This window comes from Bacillus chungangensis, from assembly GCF_030812995.1.
Lineage (GTDB): Bacteria > Bacillota > Bacilli > Bacillales > Bacillaceae_C > Bacillus_CF > Bacillus_CF chungangensis.
Window position 1 is genome coordinate 166,891 of sequence record NZ_JAUSTT010000002.1, and the last position, 16,087, is coordinate 182,977.

The following is a 16,087-nucleotide window of genomic DNA, read 5'->3' on the forward strand; positions in this document are numbered from 1 at the left end:
TGAGTTCTCCGAAATAGTCAGCGAAGATTTTTTAAAAGTGACTAAACTTCGAGGAAACAAAGAACTGCTAAGCACTTAGACTTCGATTATTTAGATGATAAAGTGAAAGTTCCATCAGTGGGGGTTTTCTCTCATCCCCCATACAAAGGATCTCAAAGCTAAAAGCGCGACGTCCAGTCGCAACGCTTGAGTGACCTACGTCCTCGAAAAAGAAGTTCACTTTTTCTTCGTGCGATGTTGATTCAAGAAGCTTTCCTTATCCTGTAGGCCCGAACCAATCGGACATTTGACTTTCAGTTATCCCACACCTAGCGCTTCTGATTCCTCTTACTCTTTTAGGTGGGGGGCTTACTGCCAGTTAGATGTGGGATAAAAAAACATCCCCTTCCTACTTACGATCTATATCCTGACATATTTTTAGGAAGGGAATGTTTATTCTGTTTTTCTGTCATATATTTAAGGAATTTTATCTATAGAGGCACTACTTCAAAATCACTTAGAAATCAACTTTCATCTTCTGTATCATATATACCTCTTCTTTCTGATGCTTTTTTAGGCCAGAGATATATTGATTTTTTTATATATTTCTGCTCCATATATTCCATATTTTGCATGAATTTAACTTGCAGTCTTGATCCTCTTGACATTTGATTATTAAAGGAATTTTTGGAAATTGGAATCACTAATTTTTGATTATTGCGGAAAACGACGACTGTCGTACCTGATTCCTGTTTTTCAAAGTGAGCAATATGAACAAATAGCAGCCAAATACATTCGAGGTTAGACGGTGATGTAGTGGGCAAAGCAATTATAGGGGTATGAGAATCTATTATAATGGGTGATTTATGTGTCACACCTATCAAATGCTTCGTTCCTTCTTTTCTACCTGGATAAGAAGAGCCAAAAAACTCACAACTTTTTTTGATAATGGCTAGTGGCTTAAACGGTGAAATAAATTGATTGTTCACTTCAATTACTTTCGAGTAGATTTTCGTGCCATATTGGAAAGGAAGAATAGCCATCGTTTCTGGATTAATTTCATATTCTTCAATTATCCTCATGCTTTCTTTTCTACTAGTTTTCATTTTCTATCTCCTTTCTACGCTTTTTGAAACCACCAACATGATACCATAGAACTATTATTTTGTCTCTTTTTTTATCTAAACAATCAGAATATTGCCCTCTGTCCTTTATTTATCAATGCTTATAGATTTTTAATGTAACATAACAAATAGATGAAGTAGGTCTATTTAACGATTCATTATATATGCTTTTTGATATAGATAAAGATTTCTCTATTAGTATGGACGAGCTCATTCGTTATGAAAAAACCCTTGTCTCAAAAATGAACATTTTCTTTTTAAATTGCATAAAATTTTTTCTGCTGCAAGAAATCAATGTCATCATGCTTCATTATTGGGTAAGAAACCGCATCACATTCATCTTTTGCTTTTCGTTCCCTTATCTGAAAATTAGTATAATTCTGTTGTTATTTTTCATTAAATAGGGTATAATAAAAAAAAGTTTCCGAGGTGATCATCAATGGAAAATAAAAAATCCTATAAAGAATTGATGAAAGAATATGAGATGAGTCAAAACCAAGCGGAAAAAACATTAACAGTTGAGGCTTACATAGATAGGCTGTTAAATAACATTTTATTAGAAAAGCAAAAAGATGCGCTTCTTCACAAGATTGATCTAGCGCTAGATGAAAAAGATTTTGATGCGTTTATGGCACTTTCAGCTAAGCTTAACAACTTGCTGGAGAACAATAATAACCAAAAGGCGGATTCGCTTTAAAAAATATAATAAAGAGTCGTGCACCTACAAGTGTCACGACTCTTTATTGTTCTGTTAATCATGATCAACTGGGTATGCTTCAATCATTTGTATTCGTTCAAGCATCGTTGGATGGCCATAACGAAATATTTTCACTAAAAAGGGCGGATGAACTTGGCTTAATCCTGCTTTTGTCAATGCTTGAAAAGATGATACTCCCGCTTTCTTATCCACTGTCAATTCAATCGCATATCGATCTGCCCTCATTTCTTGATATCGTGATGCCCAATTGCTTAATGGGCTCGCTGCAAATAGTAGTATAGAAGTGATAAGCAAGATGAGCGGCAATGAACTGATGCTTGAAACTCCGGTAATCTTCAATCGATCCCCATGAATACGCACCGTTCTATTCATTATTTTCGCAGTAAGCCACAATCCAATAAATGTAAGCAAGAGATAACCGCCAATCCCTACATAAATATGTTTTTCCACATAATGCCCCATCTCATGTGCCATAATAAACAATATTTCTTCATCATTTAACTGTTCAAGCGTCGTATCCCACAATACAATGCGTGAATTTGACCCTACTCCAGTTACATATGCATTCATCGCATTTGTTTTTGTTGACATATCTACTTCATACACATGTTCAGCTGGAATATTTGCTTCATCAGCAAGCGCTAAAATTTTTTGTTCCAACTCTTTATCTTTCAATGGGTAAAAATCGTTATAAAGTGGATCAATTAATACTGGCTTTATGAACATCATAAAAATCATAAAAGGAACAGAAAGCAGCCAGGCGAATAACCACCATCTTTTTTGGAAGCGCCGCATAAGAGCATAAAGAACAGCCACAATAATGAGCATGGTCACAAAATTCACCCAAAAATCAATCATTCCATCCTTCATCCAGGAGGAAAAAACTTGAGTAGAAATTCCATATTTACTTGAGAAATAATAAGAAAGATATCGGAACGGAAATTGAATAACAAAGACAATAAAAGAAAACGAAAAAACATAAATAGCTGTTTGTACAATTGAAAAATGCGAGATAGATCCACCCCACCGTTCCAACAGCCGAGAAACGCCAAAAAGAAGTAGAAAAAAATAAAGCAGCCATTCATATGGAGTAGATAAAAAGAAGAGCAAGTTGCGAATTTTTGAATACTCTTCGCTTAATAAAAGTTCTTTTCCACTCATAAATGTCGTTGGATCGGCGCTCGTCCCTCGAAAAACATCTGGTACACCGCTGCCTGCTAGATAAAACAGATAAATATAAATCATTACACCAAATAAAATATATGCAAATAAGGCTCGAAAAGTCCATTTCTTCATGCATCTGTTCCCCCTTCTAAGCTTGAATGAATGATGTTGAACAACCTCCATAATACAAATGTAGTAACTGCAAAAAGAAAATAGAACCTTATTTATCAAGCGTATTGGTGGAGAAGTGGTTTCTTATTACAACAATCCTAACTTATTCTTTAATAAACAAGCTTTCTCTTCAACAAGCGATCAATTTTTTTAGTAAGCATACTCCATATCCTTATTCTTCCAATGTCAACAAATAATATTCCTTATTTCAATTAGTATCAATCACACTAAATGTTAGAACATTTCATGCAAGCTTTTCATCTATACTCTGTATCTTTTGGATAAGTTTTGCCTCATTTGTTGCTGAACCATTTTTATCATGATACAAAGCGCATCTGCAAAAAAAAGCAGTGGCCATTCTAATCAGACATACAAGAATGTACAAATCAAGATTGCTAATAAAGAAGGCGGCCCAAAACATCGTCTTGAGCCGACTTCCATACAATCAACGCCCTTTAAAATTTGGTTTTCTTTTTTCATTAAAAGCCTGAAGCGCTTCGACACGATCTTCAGTTGGAATCGTGATTTCATAAGCTTTCCGCTCAATTGCTAGCCCTGTATGCAAATCAGTATTCATCCCATTTTTAATTGCAAATTTTGCTTGCTGCACTGCAATCGGGCCATTGGCTAGGATGCGCTCGCTCAGTTCCATAACAGTATCCATCAAAGCTGCTTGCTTGACTACTTTTGTGATAATTCCATATTGATATGCTTCTTGGGCAGTCATTCTTTTTGCTGTTAAGATTAACTCCAACGCTTTTGCTTCACCGATTAATCTTGGCAAACGCTGTGTTCCACCTGCACCTGGAATGATTGCAAGACTCGTTTCTGTCAAGCCCATCCATGCTTCCTCTGCTGCAATCCGAAAATCACAGGCAAGTGCCAGCTCCATCCCCCCACCAAATGCATGCCCATTCAATGCTGCAATTGTTGGCTGAGGCAATGCCTCCACAGCTGAAAATACCTCACCTATTTTCAGCACATTTCTCTTTACCTCTTGCTCGCTTAACGACCTCCGTTCCTTTAAATCAGCTCCAACACTAAATGCTTTATCACCAGCTCCTTTAATAATCACAACCCGAACATCCTGATGAACCCGTAAAGTCTCGATGATACTTTCCAATTCACACAACGTATGATAATTAAGTGCATTTAACGCATTCTGCCGATTAATCTCCACTATTGCGATTTGTTTTTTATGCTCTAATAAAATCGTTTTCAACTTTGTCACCAACCCTTTTATCGTCAATATCTTTATCTATTTCTATAATGATTATTGAAAACCCTTTCATTTATGTTTATTTTAATGTTAAGTTGAAACTTTTTGCGTTTATTTCCGTATTCAACAAGTACATAGTCACAACAGTTCGAAAGGATTGGTGAGTTGCAAATGACCACATATTTTTTAAACCTTCCTATCAGTAATTTATCTTCTAATAAAATACATATCTTTGACCATCAAGGAGAAAAAAACAACGCTTATATTCAAAGATGCTATAAACATCCAATCCAAAAAATACTGACTGCAACGCCATTAGTTGATCATTTATTCGAAAAGGTAAACGTATATGGAGAACGTCCTTCCTTTAAAGTGAGCATTACAGAAAAATCGTTTCGAGAAAATTTGCGCAAGATGAAGTGGGATGTAGTTATTCATAATGGGACAGAGGAAAAAATATATTTACTAGAAGATATAACAAAGGTTAGTACAAATCCTCGTTTTTTATACCATCAAAATAATAGAGAAATTCTGTGGAAAAAAGATATATTAAATCGAACGGCTATCGTTTCTTACCACGATACAAAAGAAGTGCTTGCAGAGATTACAAAAATAAAAATGATGCCTACCGGGTTAGAAATAAAACTAAATACTGATATTGTTAAAGAAGTAGAAATTGCGGCGATATACTATACGATGTTTTTAACCTATAAAAATTGAATAAGTGGATGGTGTTAGGGAAGAAAGCAGGGGCAGTATTTTAAACAATCGTTGCAGACAAATATTCTCAACCTCTGGTTTACGAGTGTTACCCGATAGTATCCAAGACAAATTGGTTTCTGAATCTCCAATGAAACCGATGGAGAAGGTTATATCTTGGTTTCTTTTACCTTGATAATGTATTTGATTATGACAAATATTCTAATGATATTCAGGTTTTCCTTGTATTGTACAGCTGGTATTGCTTTAAAAGCCTCAGCAGTCAGTACACAAAAAGCCATAGAGCATAGCCCTATTCAGGCAGTTGCTCTATAGCTTAAAATAAAGTGAAACTTCCATCAGTGGGGGTATTCTCTCATCCCCCACTGATAAGAAGTAGAACAAAGGCTAAGATCGCAACGTCCTGTTGCAACGCCTTTGTGACCGACATCCTGTCGGCCCGAACCAATCGGACATTTGACTTTCAGTTATCCCCCAACTAGACTTCTTCGATTCCTCTTACCTTGAGGTGGGGGTCTTACTGCCAGTTAGATGTGGGATAAATTTCTTACGCTTTCGGGTTAACCAATATTTTAATTTCATTCTTATTTTTAAGCAATGCTTCAAAGCCTTTTTCAGTAATGTCATCAATTTTTATTTTGCTAGTAATAAGTTTCTCAGACTCTAACGTACCACTAGCAATCATATCGATCACCGCAGGGAAAATGTCTCGATAGCATATCGTTCCTTTAATATCAATTTCTTTAAAGACAAGTGCATTCAAATTGATAGCAGGATTCCGTTCCCATAAGCTGACAATAATGACCTGACCGTCCACTTTGACACTATCAACTGCGCTAGCAAGCGTTGGTTCTACTCCTGCTACTTCAAAGCATACATCTGCTCCACTTCCAGTCAATTCACGAACAAACCCTGCTACTTCCTGCTCGATTGGATTCACAGCATGGGTTGCTCCTAGACTTAACGCTTTCTGTCTACGCTCCTCTGAAATATCCACAGCAACGATCCGAGTTGTTCCAGCTGCTTTTAAACATTGAAGGATAGCTAAACCGATCGGTCCTAAGCCGAATACAACACAAGTATCTCCTGCTTTCACTTTACTTTGGCGTACAGCATGAAGTGCTACAGCTACTGGTTCAACTAAAGCTCCTTGTTCATAAGACATATTGTCAGGAATTTTGTGAACCATATGCTCTTTCACTACTGTCATCTCTGAGAAGCCACCGCCGTCGCCAGACATACCATGGAGACCGAGATTTTCACAAATGTTGTATAAGCCTTTTCGACAAGATGAACATGTACCGCAATTTATAATTGGTTCTACACAAACTCTGTCCCCAACTTTAATCCGTTCAACCCCTTCACCGACTTCAATAACTTGTCCAGCGAACTCATGTCCCATAATAACTGGAGCTTTCACTCCTGTTAAAGGATGTGGATTCCCTACTGGAATCGTAATTGGCCCTGCCGCGTATTCATGCAAATCGGAACCACAAATGCCGCACCATTCTACACGAATTTTAACTGTTCCAGGACGAACAACGGGTTCTTGAGCTTCCTCAACCCGAATATCTTTAGCTTCATACCAAACTGCTGCTTTCATTGTCAAGACTCCTCTCAGTTGTGTTTAAGAAATACAGCACAGATATTGAACCACTATGAAATATTAGAAGAGATAATCCATATAAAATTAACTCTGTCTCTATTATAGTAGATTTTCTGTTCTAAGTATCGTCGATCTATGGCAATATCTTGGATAAAAAGGTTTTGTTTTTATTAGAAAACCTATTATTCATAAATCAACATTTGTTATCCCCTGAATGGTTAAATTCGAACAGAGGCCAGTATTTATATTCAGAATAAGATCATCTACATCAAATGTTCGATAGGTTCATTGTAAATCTGGCAATTCAACATTCTCCTTTTTAAATACTATGTTCCCTGAAGAAACTCATCCTTCTTGTTCTTTCCAATTATATTTTTCAATAATGGCCGAATTTTACCATTTTTGCAGGTTAAACAAACTTCTTGTCGTATAAGAGATAAAGGGTCTCATTAGGAATTTATTTACTCATTTCATTATTAGAGGAATAAAACCCTTTTTGTGGAAAAATATTATCCATTGCAAAGGACTAACCGTAAACTATCTTTTAATCGTAATTTTGAAAACGTAAACATATAGCCTCTACTTCTAGATATCTACTATTCTTCTGTAAGTGGATAGAAGCGGTTTTTGTCATATGGATATGTTGAAAATGAGGAGGGAAATAAAATGGAAATTAAATACGAAACGAAGCTAGACACGAAAAAAAACACACTATGGAAAAATAAAAATTTTTTGTATCTATGGATTGCATTCGCAATTGGCACAATCGGGCTGCAAATGTACATAGTTGCAATTCCATTGCTTATCTATGATATGACAAAATCTGCGCTCACAATGAGTACGATGAGAGCAATTGAATTTCTACCCAGTGTTGTAATAGGAATGCTAGCTGGAGTGCTGGTAGATAGAGCTGATCGTAAAAATGTCATGAATTTGATGACGTTTATCCAATTATGTGCAGTTGGAGGGCTGTTATTTTTATTTCATCATGAGCAGTTAGTCGTTTGGCATTTATTTTTGTTAGGGTTTATTTTATCAGCAGCGGGCTAGGCATTTAGCAATGCACAAGAAACCATTATACCTTTAATCGTTGCAAAGGAGCAGCTTACAGCTGCAAACGCCAAAATTTCCTTTATTTACACGCTCCTCGGTTTAATTGGTCCCGGTATTGCAGGAATGTTGATCGCTGCTTATTCTTATAAAATCAGCTTTTCCATCTATTTTGTCTGTTTATTTCTGCTGCTTTTTTTAGTGAGAATGATTCGCTTACGGCAAGTTGAAAAAAAAGTAGAAAAAGACCGCTCGTCTATTCTAGAAGAAGAAGGACTTGCAACACTTATTGGCAACAAAATATTGCTCATCCCTACTATCGTCATTACACTCATAAATTTCTTTGCTAGTTTATTATTAGGTGTGCTCATCTTTTTTGTAGCTGATCAATTAGGTGCCAACGAAAAGCAAATTGGCTTCATGCTCAGTATGAGCGCAGTCGGCGGCTTAGTTGGATCGCTCCTCATTCCCCACTTGCGAAAACGTTTCGCAAGAGGAAAGATATTTATTGCATGTTTGCTATTTGACATCGTCAGTCTCACAATGATGATTTTTGCTTCCTCTTGGTGGATCAGGAATCGCACTTTTTATCAGGTTGATTGGCGTTACGATGCTTAATGTCATTAGTTTTACGATTCGCCAAGAATTTACCCCAAATCATTTGCTCGGCCGCGTTTCTGGAACAGCCTCTACGTTTATGAAACTATCTTTACCATTAGGAATGCTTTTGTCGGGGTTATGGGCAGAATGGCTGCCTATAAGAGGTTTGTTTGTTATTTCACTGATCTCTATCACGATCATGTTTTTGAAGCTCCGCAAGCATGAGATTGTTCAAATTGAATAGTATCCTAATAGGAGTTTCTGCCTAGAATCTCCTATTATTTTCTATTTTTATACCAATGAAAACGAAACTTCAAATTAATTCCTTCTTAGTCCACATCTTTATCTAAATAATAAACTACATGCATTCGGTTTATATCATTATGAACGAGATCAAGATGACATTCTCCATTCATCAGTTTTCAGCCTTCTTAACAACATCAACGATGCTGAAACCAGAGCTTTTTATAGTCCACCCTTCCAAAGCTACTAAGTTCTACTCCTTGCAACGGGCTTTCATACTGCACGCTCACTTGATAGACACGGTGATACAGAAAAAGTAAACGAAGATCATTTTTTAATTCTTTTTCAATTTCATCAATATATTGCCATTGCTTTGCAGGATTTTTTTCTTTTTTAATAGCTGTTACCACACTCTTTATCTGTTTTCTCCATTGAGGACCAACCATGTTATCAATAAAAAAGTATTGACCTTGCAAAATATGAACGAGGGAAGAAAGAGGGGCATTTGTAATTAACATACCAGATACAACGGCATCGATTTCACTTAAGACGTCAGGCTTTACTAGTTCCTCTACTGGCACAACTTTTATTTTGACATCTATCCCAATCTTTTTCCATTGTTTCTGTAACCATATGATTTCCCTTGCAAAATTAGCATTTTTACGAATTTCAGTACAAGCTAAAATAAATGGTTCTCCCTTGTATGGAGAAGCTGATAACGCTTGTTTTGCTTGTTTCATATCGATAACGTTTTTTTCGTGCTCGCCTTTAGGATTGGAAATAAAACCCGATGCCGGACAATAACTTTCGTTCCCCAACTCATGGCACATCGCTTGAAGGTCATGAACATATAACAGTGCTTTTCGAAACAAATAATGATTGTGAGGACCTTTTTTATTGAAATTAAAAGAAAGGTAGCTCGCACCCATTTCCGGTTTTTGCAATCGTTTCCATTGCTCGTTCTCTTCGTTTCCAGACCAATAAATATAACTAGTATCATCACGTTTTGGGCATAATTCCTTGAGCGTAATGATTTCGATCCTATCTAAAAAAGGACGGCCTTGAAAGTAATCATGATTTGCTTCTAGCGCCATCATTCGCTCATGGTGCTCTTTTAACCGAAAAGGGCCAGTTCCAATTGGCTTTTTCGCAAAGTTCCTTCTATCGTCGACCCATTCTAATGGGATAATAGCCGTTCTTAACATCGTAAGCTGTTCTAAGAAAAGTTCATTTTTTTCTGATAAAATAAATTGGACCGTCAATGGATCGATTGCTTGTACAGACTGAATCATGTCTCGAAAAAATACATTCACATAAGGTTCGCCAATGGTAAGCAATCGTTTAAACGTGTTAACTATGTCCTGTGCCTCCATCTCTCTCCCATGATGAAAGAAAATCCCTTTTCTTAAATAAAATGTCCATACCTTTCTATCTCTTTCTTCCCAAAAATGAGCAAGATGCGGAACAACTTCCCCTTTTATCTCATCCTTCTTTACCAAGGTATCGAAGATATGATCTATCATATGACCTTCATGTCTAGAAAGATGATAAACGGGATCAAGATTCCGGATGGCTTGATAAAAAGGGTATCTTAAAATATCGACATTCACATCGTTTTCCGTTACAACTTGAGAACCTAGAAAAGGACGCATGACGCGTTCCCATTCTATCCTTGCCATTGGGTTTGCCTCAGAAAGTTTCTGCAATCCCTCATTCACTTTCCCCTCTTGAAAGTCTATTTGTACTTGTTCCAGTAATAGCATTTCCGCATTTTTAAGACATGTCAAACACGATCGTTTTCCCCTACCGCTCTGCGGCTTCCACTGAATCCATTTTTGTTCCTGCATTTTTCTGATTAAAAATTTCGTATGCCGCTCTGTACAAGTAAAAATAGCAGCCAATTCTTTAATTGTCATCTCTTTTGCTACATTTGTTCGCTTTGAAAAGACTATTTTAAAAAGTCGTTCATAATGTTCTTGAAGCTTCATTTTTACTCTCCTAAAAGTACGTTTTCACAAAGGGTTGCATGATACGTGACATTGAGCAAATTTTTTAATGAGCACTCTAAAAGGTGATATGAAAGGGCAAGTTTCCTAACACTTTTTATCTCTTGTTATCAATAGTAACATAAATAAAGGGATGTACTAAAAAAGGGGGAAAAATGGGATGGAAATCAAATATCAGGGTAAGCTCAATACGAAAAAAAAGACACTCTGGACGAATAGTAATTTTTTGTATTTATGGCTCGCTTCAGCAATTGGCACAATTGGGCTGCAAATGTATATTGTCGCCATTCCACTGCTCATATATGATATGTCAAAATCAGCTCTTGCGATGAGCACGATGAGAGCCATTGAATTCCTGCCAAATATTATATTGGGGATGCTGGCTGGTGTTCTAGTAGACCGCGCAGATCGAAAAAATGTGATGAGTGGTATGACCCTAATTCAATTATGTGCGATTGGAGGACTTTTGTTTTTACTGCATAGTGAGCAGCTTGTCATCTGGCACTTGTTTCTATTAGGATTTATTTTATCAGCAGCAGGCTATACGTTTGGCAATGCACAGCATGCGATTGTTCCTTTAGTTGTGAAAAAGGAACAGCTTACAGACGCAAACGCTAAGTTTTCCTTTACGCAAACGCTTTTAAGCTTAATTGGCCCCGGCATTGCAGGTATGTTGATTGCAGCTTATTCATACAAAATCAGCTTTACAATTTATTTTTTCTGTTTATTTTTTTTACTTTTTTTAATCAGATTTCTTTATTTGCCGCCGATCGAAAAAAAGACAAGCAAAGATACTACTATCATTCAAGAGATGAAAGAAGGGCTTATTGAGCTTTTTGGAAACAAAACACTGCTTGTCCCTACAATTGTTATCTTAATGCTTAATTTTTTTTCCAGCTTAGTATTAGGTGTCCTTATTTTTTTTGCCGCTGATTATTTAGGAGCCAACGAAAAGCAAATCGGCTTCATGCTCAGCATGAGTGCCGTCGGCGGATTAGTTGGATCCCTCCTTATTCCTTACTTGCGAAAACACTTTCCCAGAGGAAAAATCTTTGTATCATGTTTCCTTTTTGACATCACTGGTCTTATTGTACTCGTTGTTGCTTCCTCATGGTGGATGGTAGGAATCTCTTTATTTATTCGTATGATTGGAACGATGATGTTAAATATCGTTTATTTTACAATTAGACAAGAATTTACACCCAATCATCTGCTCGGCCGTGTTGCTGGAACATCCTCTATGCTTATGAAACTAGCTTCACCGTTAGGATTTTTTTTATCGGGAATTTGGGCAGAATTTTTTTCAGTCAGAGGCTTATTCATGATCTCGTTCATATTTGCCATCATCATGTTTGTGAAACTTCGCAAGCATGAGATTGTTCAAATTGAATAGTGATCCTATAGGAGGTTCTACCTAGAATCTCCTATTGATTTTTCTACTAAACGCCTTCTACTAACAGCTTTATGTGAAGCCTCTATTTCCAGCAATGCTTTTTTCATTTTCAATCCAGCCCGATAGCCTCTTAATCCCCCATCTTTTCCTATCACACGATGACATGGAATTACAATTAAAAGTGGGTTCGCTCCGATCGCTTTCCCTACTGCGCGGATAGCCTGCGGCCGCTGAATCAGAGCTGCAATCTCCGTATATGTTACCGTTTTGCCAAAAGGTATCTTCTGAAGTACACTCCAGACAGTTTGGCGAAATGGTGTTGCATGCTCGAGCATAAGCGGCATCGTAAAGTTAGTGCGTGTACCTGAAAAATACTCTTTTAGCTGCTTGCTATACATATCCATTTCAAGTTCACTTTCTATTAGTCGATAGTTGGGAATGTTTTTTTGAATCCAATTCTCCAAAACATGAACAGGATCGTTTGGCGACCCTATATAACAAAGCCCTTTTTCTGTAGCTGCTAATAACATCTTCCAATCGTCATATACAAAATGTGTCCAATATACTGTTTTCTTTTCTTCCACTAATAATAAATCTCCTTCCATAGAAAAACTTGTTAAATTGTTTTTACAATAGGCACAGTTAGCCTTTCTGTTTTATTTTAAAATTGCCTGGAGTTGTACCCTCGTGCTTTTTAAAGGCTTTATAGAAACTGGATAAATTCAAAAATCCTACCTGGTGGGCTGTTTCAGCAATGGTGTGAGAAGAAGAAATTAACATTTTTTTCGCATTTGAAATTCTTACCTTTTCTAGATAACTTCTTGGTGTCTCTCCTGTTTCATTTTTAAACATTCGATTTAAATGATAAGGACTTACATTCACTTTAGACGCTATTTTTTCTAGAGTTAAATGCTGATCATAATGGTTTTGGATCATGTCTTTAATCTGTCGAACATTTTCTAAATAAGGATTATACCTTTTGATCGCCAAGTCTGGACGGCATCTTTTACAAGGTCTAAGCCCTGCCTTTATTGCTTCATCGATATTTGCAAAGTAGAGAATATTGTTAATAGACGGTGATTTCGATTTGCAAGATGGCCGACAAAAAATGCCTGTTGTTTTAACGCCATAGAAGAAAAGACCATCGTATAAAGGATTACAGGAGATAACTGCTTTCCACATGCAATCTTTCGTCAAAGGCATTTTCTCATCCATCCATACTCACCTTCCCCCTTTTATTTATACATTTTTTTATTGACATATAACTTATATAAATTATTGTTACAATGAACGGTACAAACACATATAGCTTAAAAAACGGTATAACGAACAAACATAATATAAAGGATATTAACGAAGTAATCCAAGGTCTGCTTCTTTTTTTAAACAGCTTCATGCCAGCTCCCATAGAAACAACATATACAAGAATGCCTAAAGAAGTTGGGATAAACAATATATCTTGAAATGTAAAATGAAAAACAGAAGTGAAGAGGACGCCCGACATTGCAAATCCTACAGTAAAAATAATCATTCTTGTAGGCACCTGATTTCGAGGAGTTAATTTTGCTAGACTAACTGGAAAAGCTCCATCTCTACTAAGAGAATACCCTAGCTGACTTAAACTTGCCACAAACGCATTTGAAGTGCCTGTACAGATAATAAAAGCCAAAATAGCAGTTATTAGTTTAGCACCAATACCTAGTGTATCTTCCATGATAACACTAATGGGAGATAGGGTGCTTTTCTCATCGCCGTATGTATTTGTACCAATTGTCACCAAGCTTAAACTGAAAAAAACACCTCCGATGATCAACACACTAATCATTGTGCTCTTTACAATATCTTTTTCTGGATTTTTAAATTGTCCAGCTAGGTTACAAATAGCTTCCCAGCCAAAAAAAGACCAAAATATCACCATTACTGCTGACCCGACTGGCATCCATCCATGTGGAGCAAACGGTACAAAAGATGCTGCATGTAGTTTTGGGATTGATGCTATTATTGTAAACACCAATAAAGTTAATAAACAAAAACTTAAAACAAAAGCAGCTTTGCCACTAATTGTTAAACCAAAATAGTTAAGAAATCCAGCTATAAACAAGATACATAATGCGATGATAGCGATGCCCTTTTCTGAAAAACCTAGGGCGCTTCCTAAATAATAAGCCCCAGTTAATGATACAATCGTCTGGCCTACTGATGCGCAAACAAAATAAAACCATCCAGTCAAGTTGCCCATATGATCGCCGAAAGCCTTTCTAACAAAGGTGGCAGCCCCGCCAGCATCAGGAAATTTTTGTGATAATTTTGCGAAAGTATAAGCGATTGGTATATTCATTGCGACAACGACAAACCAAGAAACGATAGAGGCAGGCCCCGCCATTGTCGCTGTTACACCAGATAAAAATAATATCCCTGAACCAAGAATCGCAGCTACATATAATGCAACTCCTTGTGTCAACCCTATTGTTTTATTCATTTTCCCACCTCCCTATTTAAATTTATCACACGTATTCCATGAAATCTTCTGGATTTTTGCTTTCTAATTTTTTCATAATCGTAGCTATCTAAACTTGGGTTGCAGGTAGGTTTAAGACTTCTATAATATAAATAAAAAAGCTGCGAAAACAGAGATGAGGAGATTCTAGCTAGAATCTCCATCAAATATGTTATGCAGCCGATAGATCATATTGTAACGGATAAAAACTCAATATTCGAGAATACTCAATTTAACCCAGTTCTGAAAATCTCGGCACTGCGTTATAAACCGAAGTGCTACTTTTATAAGCCGATTTATAAGCTAATTCGCTAATTTTATAAGCTGAAACTCCGATTTATAAGCAGGCGTACTACTTAATAAGCTATATCTATCCATTTATAAACAGAACAGTAATCAAACATTTATTTTTGCCTGCTCAAATTCAGATTTTACGTTTTGAAGAAGTTCATCATCTATAAGTAGACGATGTGCAGCTAATGCAAGAGCTTTTGCACCAACTAGCAAAGCGTGGTCGCCTTGTGTAGAACCTGCCGCTTCGCGAAATTCATTTGTATGGCCAATTAGATCATCAGGTCCAATTTTAATATGCGGATGTGCAGTTGGAATAACATGACTTACATTTCCCGCATCTGTAGAACCAAGAGCAGTTTTCGTTTCTCGTATGACTGTTTCCCCTTGTAGTGTTAGTTCTTTACCGATTATTTCATCTAATGTTTTGTTGACGATAAAATCGTATACTTCGTTTTGAAATCTTTCCACTTTAACAGTACTGCCAGTTGCCAATGCAGCGCCTTCAGCAATATGACGGACTTTAGCCGCAACCTCTTCTGCACGATTCCAAGTTTTTGCCCGTATATAGAAGCGAGCCGAAGCATATGCTGGAATAATGTTAGGTGCATCGCCGCCGTGTGTAATAATTCCATGAATACGGACATCTGTTGGCAATTGTTGTCTTAATGCGTTAATTCCATTATAAAGAAGGATCACACCATCAAGTGCGTTAATCCCATTTTCGGGTGAACCAGATGCATGGGCAGCTCTTCCATAAAAATGAAAATCGAGCGGATCAACAGCTAGGCTTGGACCACTTAATTGTGTTCGGCCGCTTGGATGAATCATCAAAGCAACATCAACTTCATCAAATAACCCCTTTTTAACAAAACTAGCTTTGGCACTGCCATTTGGCCCTCCTTCTTCGGCTGGTGTGCCATAGACGATTATTTCTCCCCCTGTCTCTTCAATTATTTGAGCTAATGAAATCCCTGCTGCTGTGCTTGTCGTTCCAATAATATTATGGCCGCATGCATGTCCTAATCCAGGCAAAGCATCATACTCTGCTAAAAATGAAATCTTTGGCCCTTGCTTTGCGGATGATTTTCGTGCAATAAAACCTGTTTCGTGTCCAGCAACATTTCTCGTCACATCAAAGCCAGCTTCCTCTAATAGCAATGTTAGAGTTTTTGCAGCAAAAAACTCTTCGTTTCCAATTTCCGGATTACAATGAATGTCGTGGCTTGCTTGTAAATAAAGATGCTTGTTTTGATCAATATGGTGTATAATCCGTTGGCGCTGCCTTTCTACATTTGCTGTCATT

13 protein-coding genes and 1 pseudogene are annotated in these 16,087 nt (G+C 36.9%); 5 read left to right on the plus strand and 9 right to left on the minus strand.

Features of this window, described 5'->3' with window-relative positions:
* Positions 1–503: 503 nt before the first annotated feature.
* Positions 504–1,085 carry a competence protein ComK gene (locus tag J2S08_RS02710; protein ID WP_307226419.1) on the minus strand — a complete coding sequence of 194 codons (582 nt, stop codon included), beginning with the start codon at positions 1,083–1,085 and terminating at the stop codon, positions 504–506.
* Positions 1,086–1,542: 457 nt separating this feature from the next.
* On the opposite strand from J2S08_RS02710, the gene J2S08_RS02715 reads away from it, so the two are divergent.
* Complete coding sequence (locus tag J2S08_RS02715) at positions 1,543–1,800, plus strand: IDEAL domain-containing protein (RefSeq protein WP_307226421.1); 258 nt, start codon at positions 1,543–1,545, stop codon at positions 1,798–1,800.
* Positions 1,801–1,854: 54 nt separating this feature from the next.
* Here the strand turns inward: J2S08_RS02715 and J2S08_RS02720 are convergent, their stop codons facing one another.
* Positions 1,855–3,117 (minus strand): M48 family metallopeptidase, encoded by a 1,263-nt coding sequence (locus tag J2S08_RS02720; RefSeq protein WP_307226422.1) that lies wholly within the window; start codon positions 3,115–3,117, stop codon positions 1,855–1,857.
* A gap of 484 nt (positions 3,118–3,601) precedes the next feature.
* The gene (locus J2S08_RS02725) at positions 3,602–4,378 is read right to left on the minus strand and encodes an enoyl-CoA hydratase-related protein (RefSeq protein ID WP_307226424.1); all 777 of its coding nucleotides are present in this window, start codon (positions 4,376–4,378) and stop codon (positions 3,602–3,604) included.
* A 168-nt stretch (positions 4,379–4,546) separates the two neighbouring features.
* Here J2S08_RS02725 and J2S08_RS02730 point away from each other — a divergent pair, with 168 nt between their 5' ends.
* Positions 4,547–5,095, plus strand: coding sequence for a tubby C-terminal domain-like protein (locus tag J2S08_RS02730; RefSeq protein ID WP_307226425.1), 549 nt, complete (start codon positions 4,547–4,549; stop codon positions 5,093–5,095).
* A gap of 547 nt (positions 5,096–5,642) precedes the next feature.
* On the opposite strand, the gene J2S08_RS02735 is transcribed toward J2S08_RS02730, so the two are convergent.
* On the minus strand, positions 5,643–6,698 hold the full coding sequence (locus J2S08_RS02735) for a 2,3-butanediol dehydrogenase (protein ID WP_307226427.1): 1,056 nt from the start codon (positions 6,696–6,698) through the stop codon (positions 5,643–5,645).
* Positions 6,699–7,367: 669 nt separating this feature from the next.
* Between J2S08_RS02735 and J2S08_RS02740 the strand changes: the two are divergent.
* Both J2S08_RS02740 and J2S08_RS02745 read left to right on the plus strand, forming a co-directional pair.
* Positions 7,368–8,369, plus strand: a pseudogene (locus tag J2S08_RS02740) (MFS transporter).
* The gene (locus tag J2S08_RS02745) at positions 8,362–8,595 is read left to right on the plus strand and encodes a hypothetical protein (RefSeq protein WP_307226429.1); all 234 of its coding nucleotides are present in this window, start codon (positions 8,362–8,364) and stop codon (positions 8,593–8,595) included. Before J2S08_RS02740 ends, J2S08_RS02745 begins: the two are co-directional and overlap by 8 nt.
* Before the next feature lie 196 nt (positions 8,596–8,791).
* Here J2S08_RS02745 and J2S08_RS02750 read toward each other — a convergent pair whose 3' ends face one another.
* Entirely contained in the window at positions 8,792–10,582 is a 1,791-nt protein-coding gene (locus tag J2S08_RS02750) for an ABC transporter substrate-binding protein (protein ID WP_307226430.1), read from the minus strand.
* Positions 10,583–10,760: 178 nt separating this feature from the next.
* On the opposite strand from J2S08_RS02750, the gene J2S08_RS02755 reads away from it, so the two are divergent.
* A complete protein-coding gene (locus J2S08_RS02755) occupies positions 10,761–11,993 on the plus strand; it encodes an MFS transporter (protein WP_307226432.1) in 1,233 nt (410 codons plus the stop codon).
* A gap of 17 nt (positions 11,994–12,010) precedes the next feature.
* Here the strand turns inward: J2S08_RS02755 and J2S08_RS02760 are convergent, their stop codons facing one another.
* The 4 genes from J2S08_RS02760 to J2S08_RS02775 form a co-directional block, all read right to left on the minus strand.
* A complete protein-coding gene (locus J2S08_RS02760; RefSeq protein WP_307226434.1) occupies positions 12,011–12,577 on the minus strand; it encodes a methylated-DNA--[protein]-cysteine S-methyltransferase in 567 nt (188 codons plus the stop codon).
* Positions 12,578–12,635: 58 nt separating this feature from the next.
* Positions 12,636–13,208, minus strand: a complete 573-nt coding sequence (locus J2S08_RS02765) for a bifunctional transcriptional activator/DNA repair enzyme AdaA (RefSeq protein WP_307226437.1) — start codon at positions 13,206–13,208, stop codon at positions 12,636–12,638.
* Positions 13,201–14,472: an APC family permease gene (locus J2S08_RS02770; RefSeq protein WP_307226439.1), complete on the minus strand. Its 1,272-nt coding sequence runs from the start codon at positions 14,470–14,472 to the stop codon at positions 13,201–13,203. Before J2S08_RS02770 ends, J2S08_RS02765 begins: the two co-directional genes overlap by 8 nt.
* Before the next feature lie 414 nt (positions 14,473–14,886).
* A complete protein-coding gene (locus J2S08_RS02775) occupies positions 14,887–16,086 on the minus strand; it encodes a M20 family metallopeptidase (protein ID WP_307226441.1) in 1,200 nt (399 codons plus the stop codon).
* Between the last annotated feature and the right edge of the window lies 1 nt (position 16,087).

Coding starts and splice junctions, on each gene's coding strand:
- J2S08_RS02745 (WP_307226429.1), top strand. CDS start 8,362: ATGCTTAATGTCATTAGTTTTACGATTCGCCAAGAATTTACCCCAAAT.
- J2S08_RS02775 (WP_307226441.1), bottom strand. CDS start 16,086: ATGACAGCAAATGTAGAAAGGCAGCGCCAACGGATTATACACCATATT.
- J2S08_RS02730 (WP_307226425.1), top strand. CDS start 4,547: ATGACCACATATTTTTTAAACCTTCCTATCAGTAATTTATCTTCTAAT.
- J2S08_RS02755 (WP_307226432.1), top strand. CDS start 10,761: ATGGAAATCAAATATCAGGGTAAGCTCAATACGAAAAAAAAGACACTC.
- J2S08_RS02765 (WP_307226437.1), bottom strand. CDS start 13,208: ATGGATGAGAAAATGCCTTTGACGAAAGATTGCATGTGGAAAGCAGTT.
- J2S08_RS02750 (WP_307226430.1), bottom strand. CDS start 10,582: ATGAAGCTTCAAGAACATTATGAACGACTTTTTAAAATAGTCTTTTCA.
- J2S08_RS02715 (WP_307226421.1), top strand. CDS start 1,543: ATGGAAAATAAAAAATCCTATAAAGAATTGATGAAAGAATATGAGATG.
- J2S08_RS02710 (WP_307226419.1), bottom strand. CDS start 1,085: ATGAAAACTAGTAGAAAAGAAAGCATGAGGATAATTGAAGAATATGAA.
- J2S08_RS02770 (WP_307226439.1), bottom strand. CDS start 14,472: ATGAATAAAACAATAGGGTTGACACAAGGAGTTGCATTATATGTAGCT.
- J2S08_RS02720 (WP_307226422.1), bottom strand. CDS start 3,117: ATGAAGAAATGGACTTTTCGAGCCTTATTTGCATATATTTTATTTGGT.
- J2S08_RS02735 (WP_307226427.1), bottom strand. CDS start 6,698: ATGAAAGCAGCAGTTTGGTATGAAGCTAAAGATATTCGGGTTGAGGAA.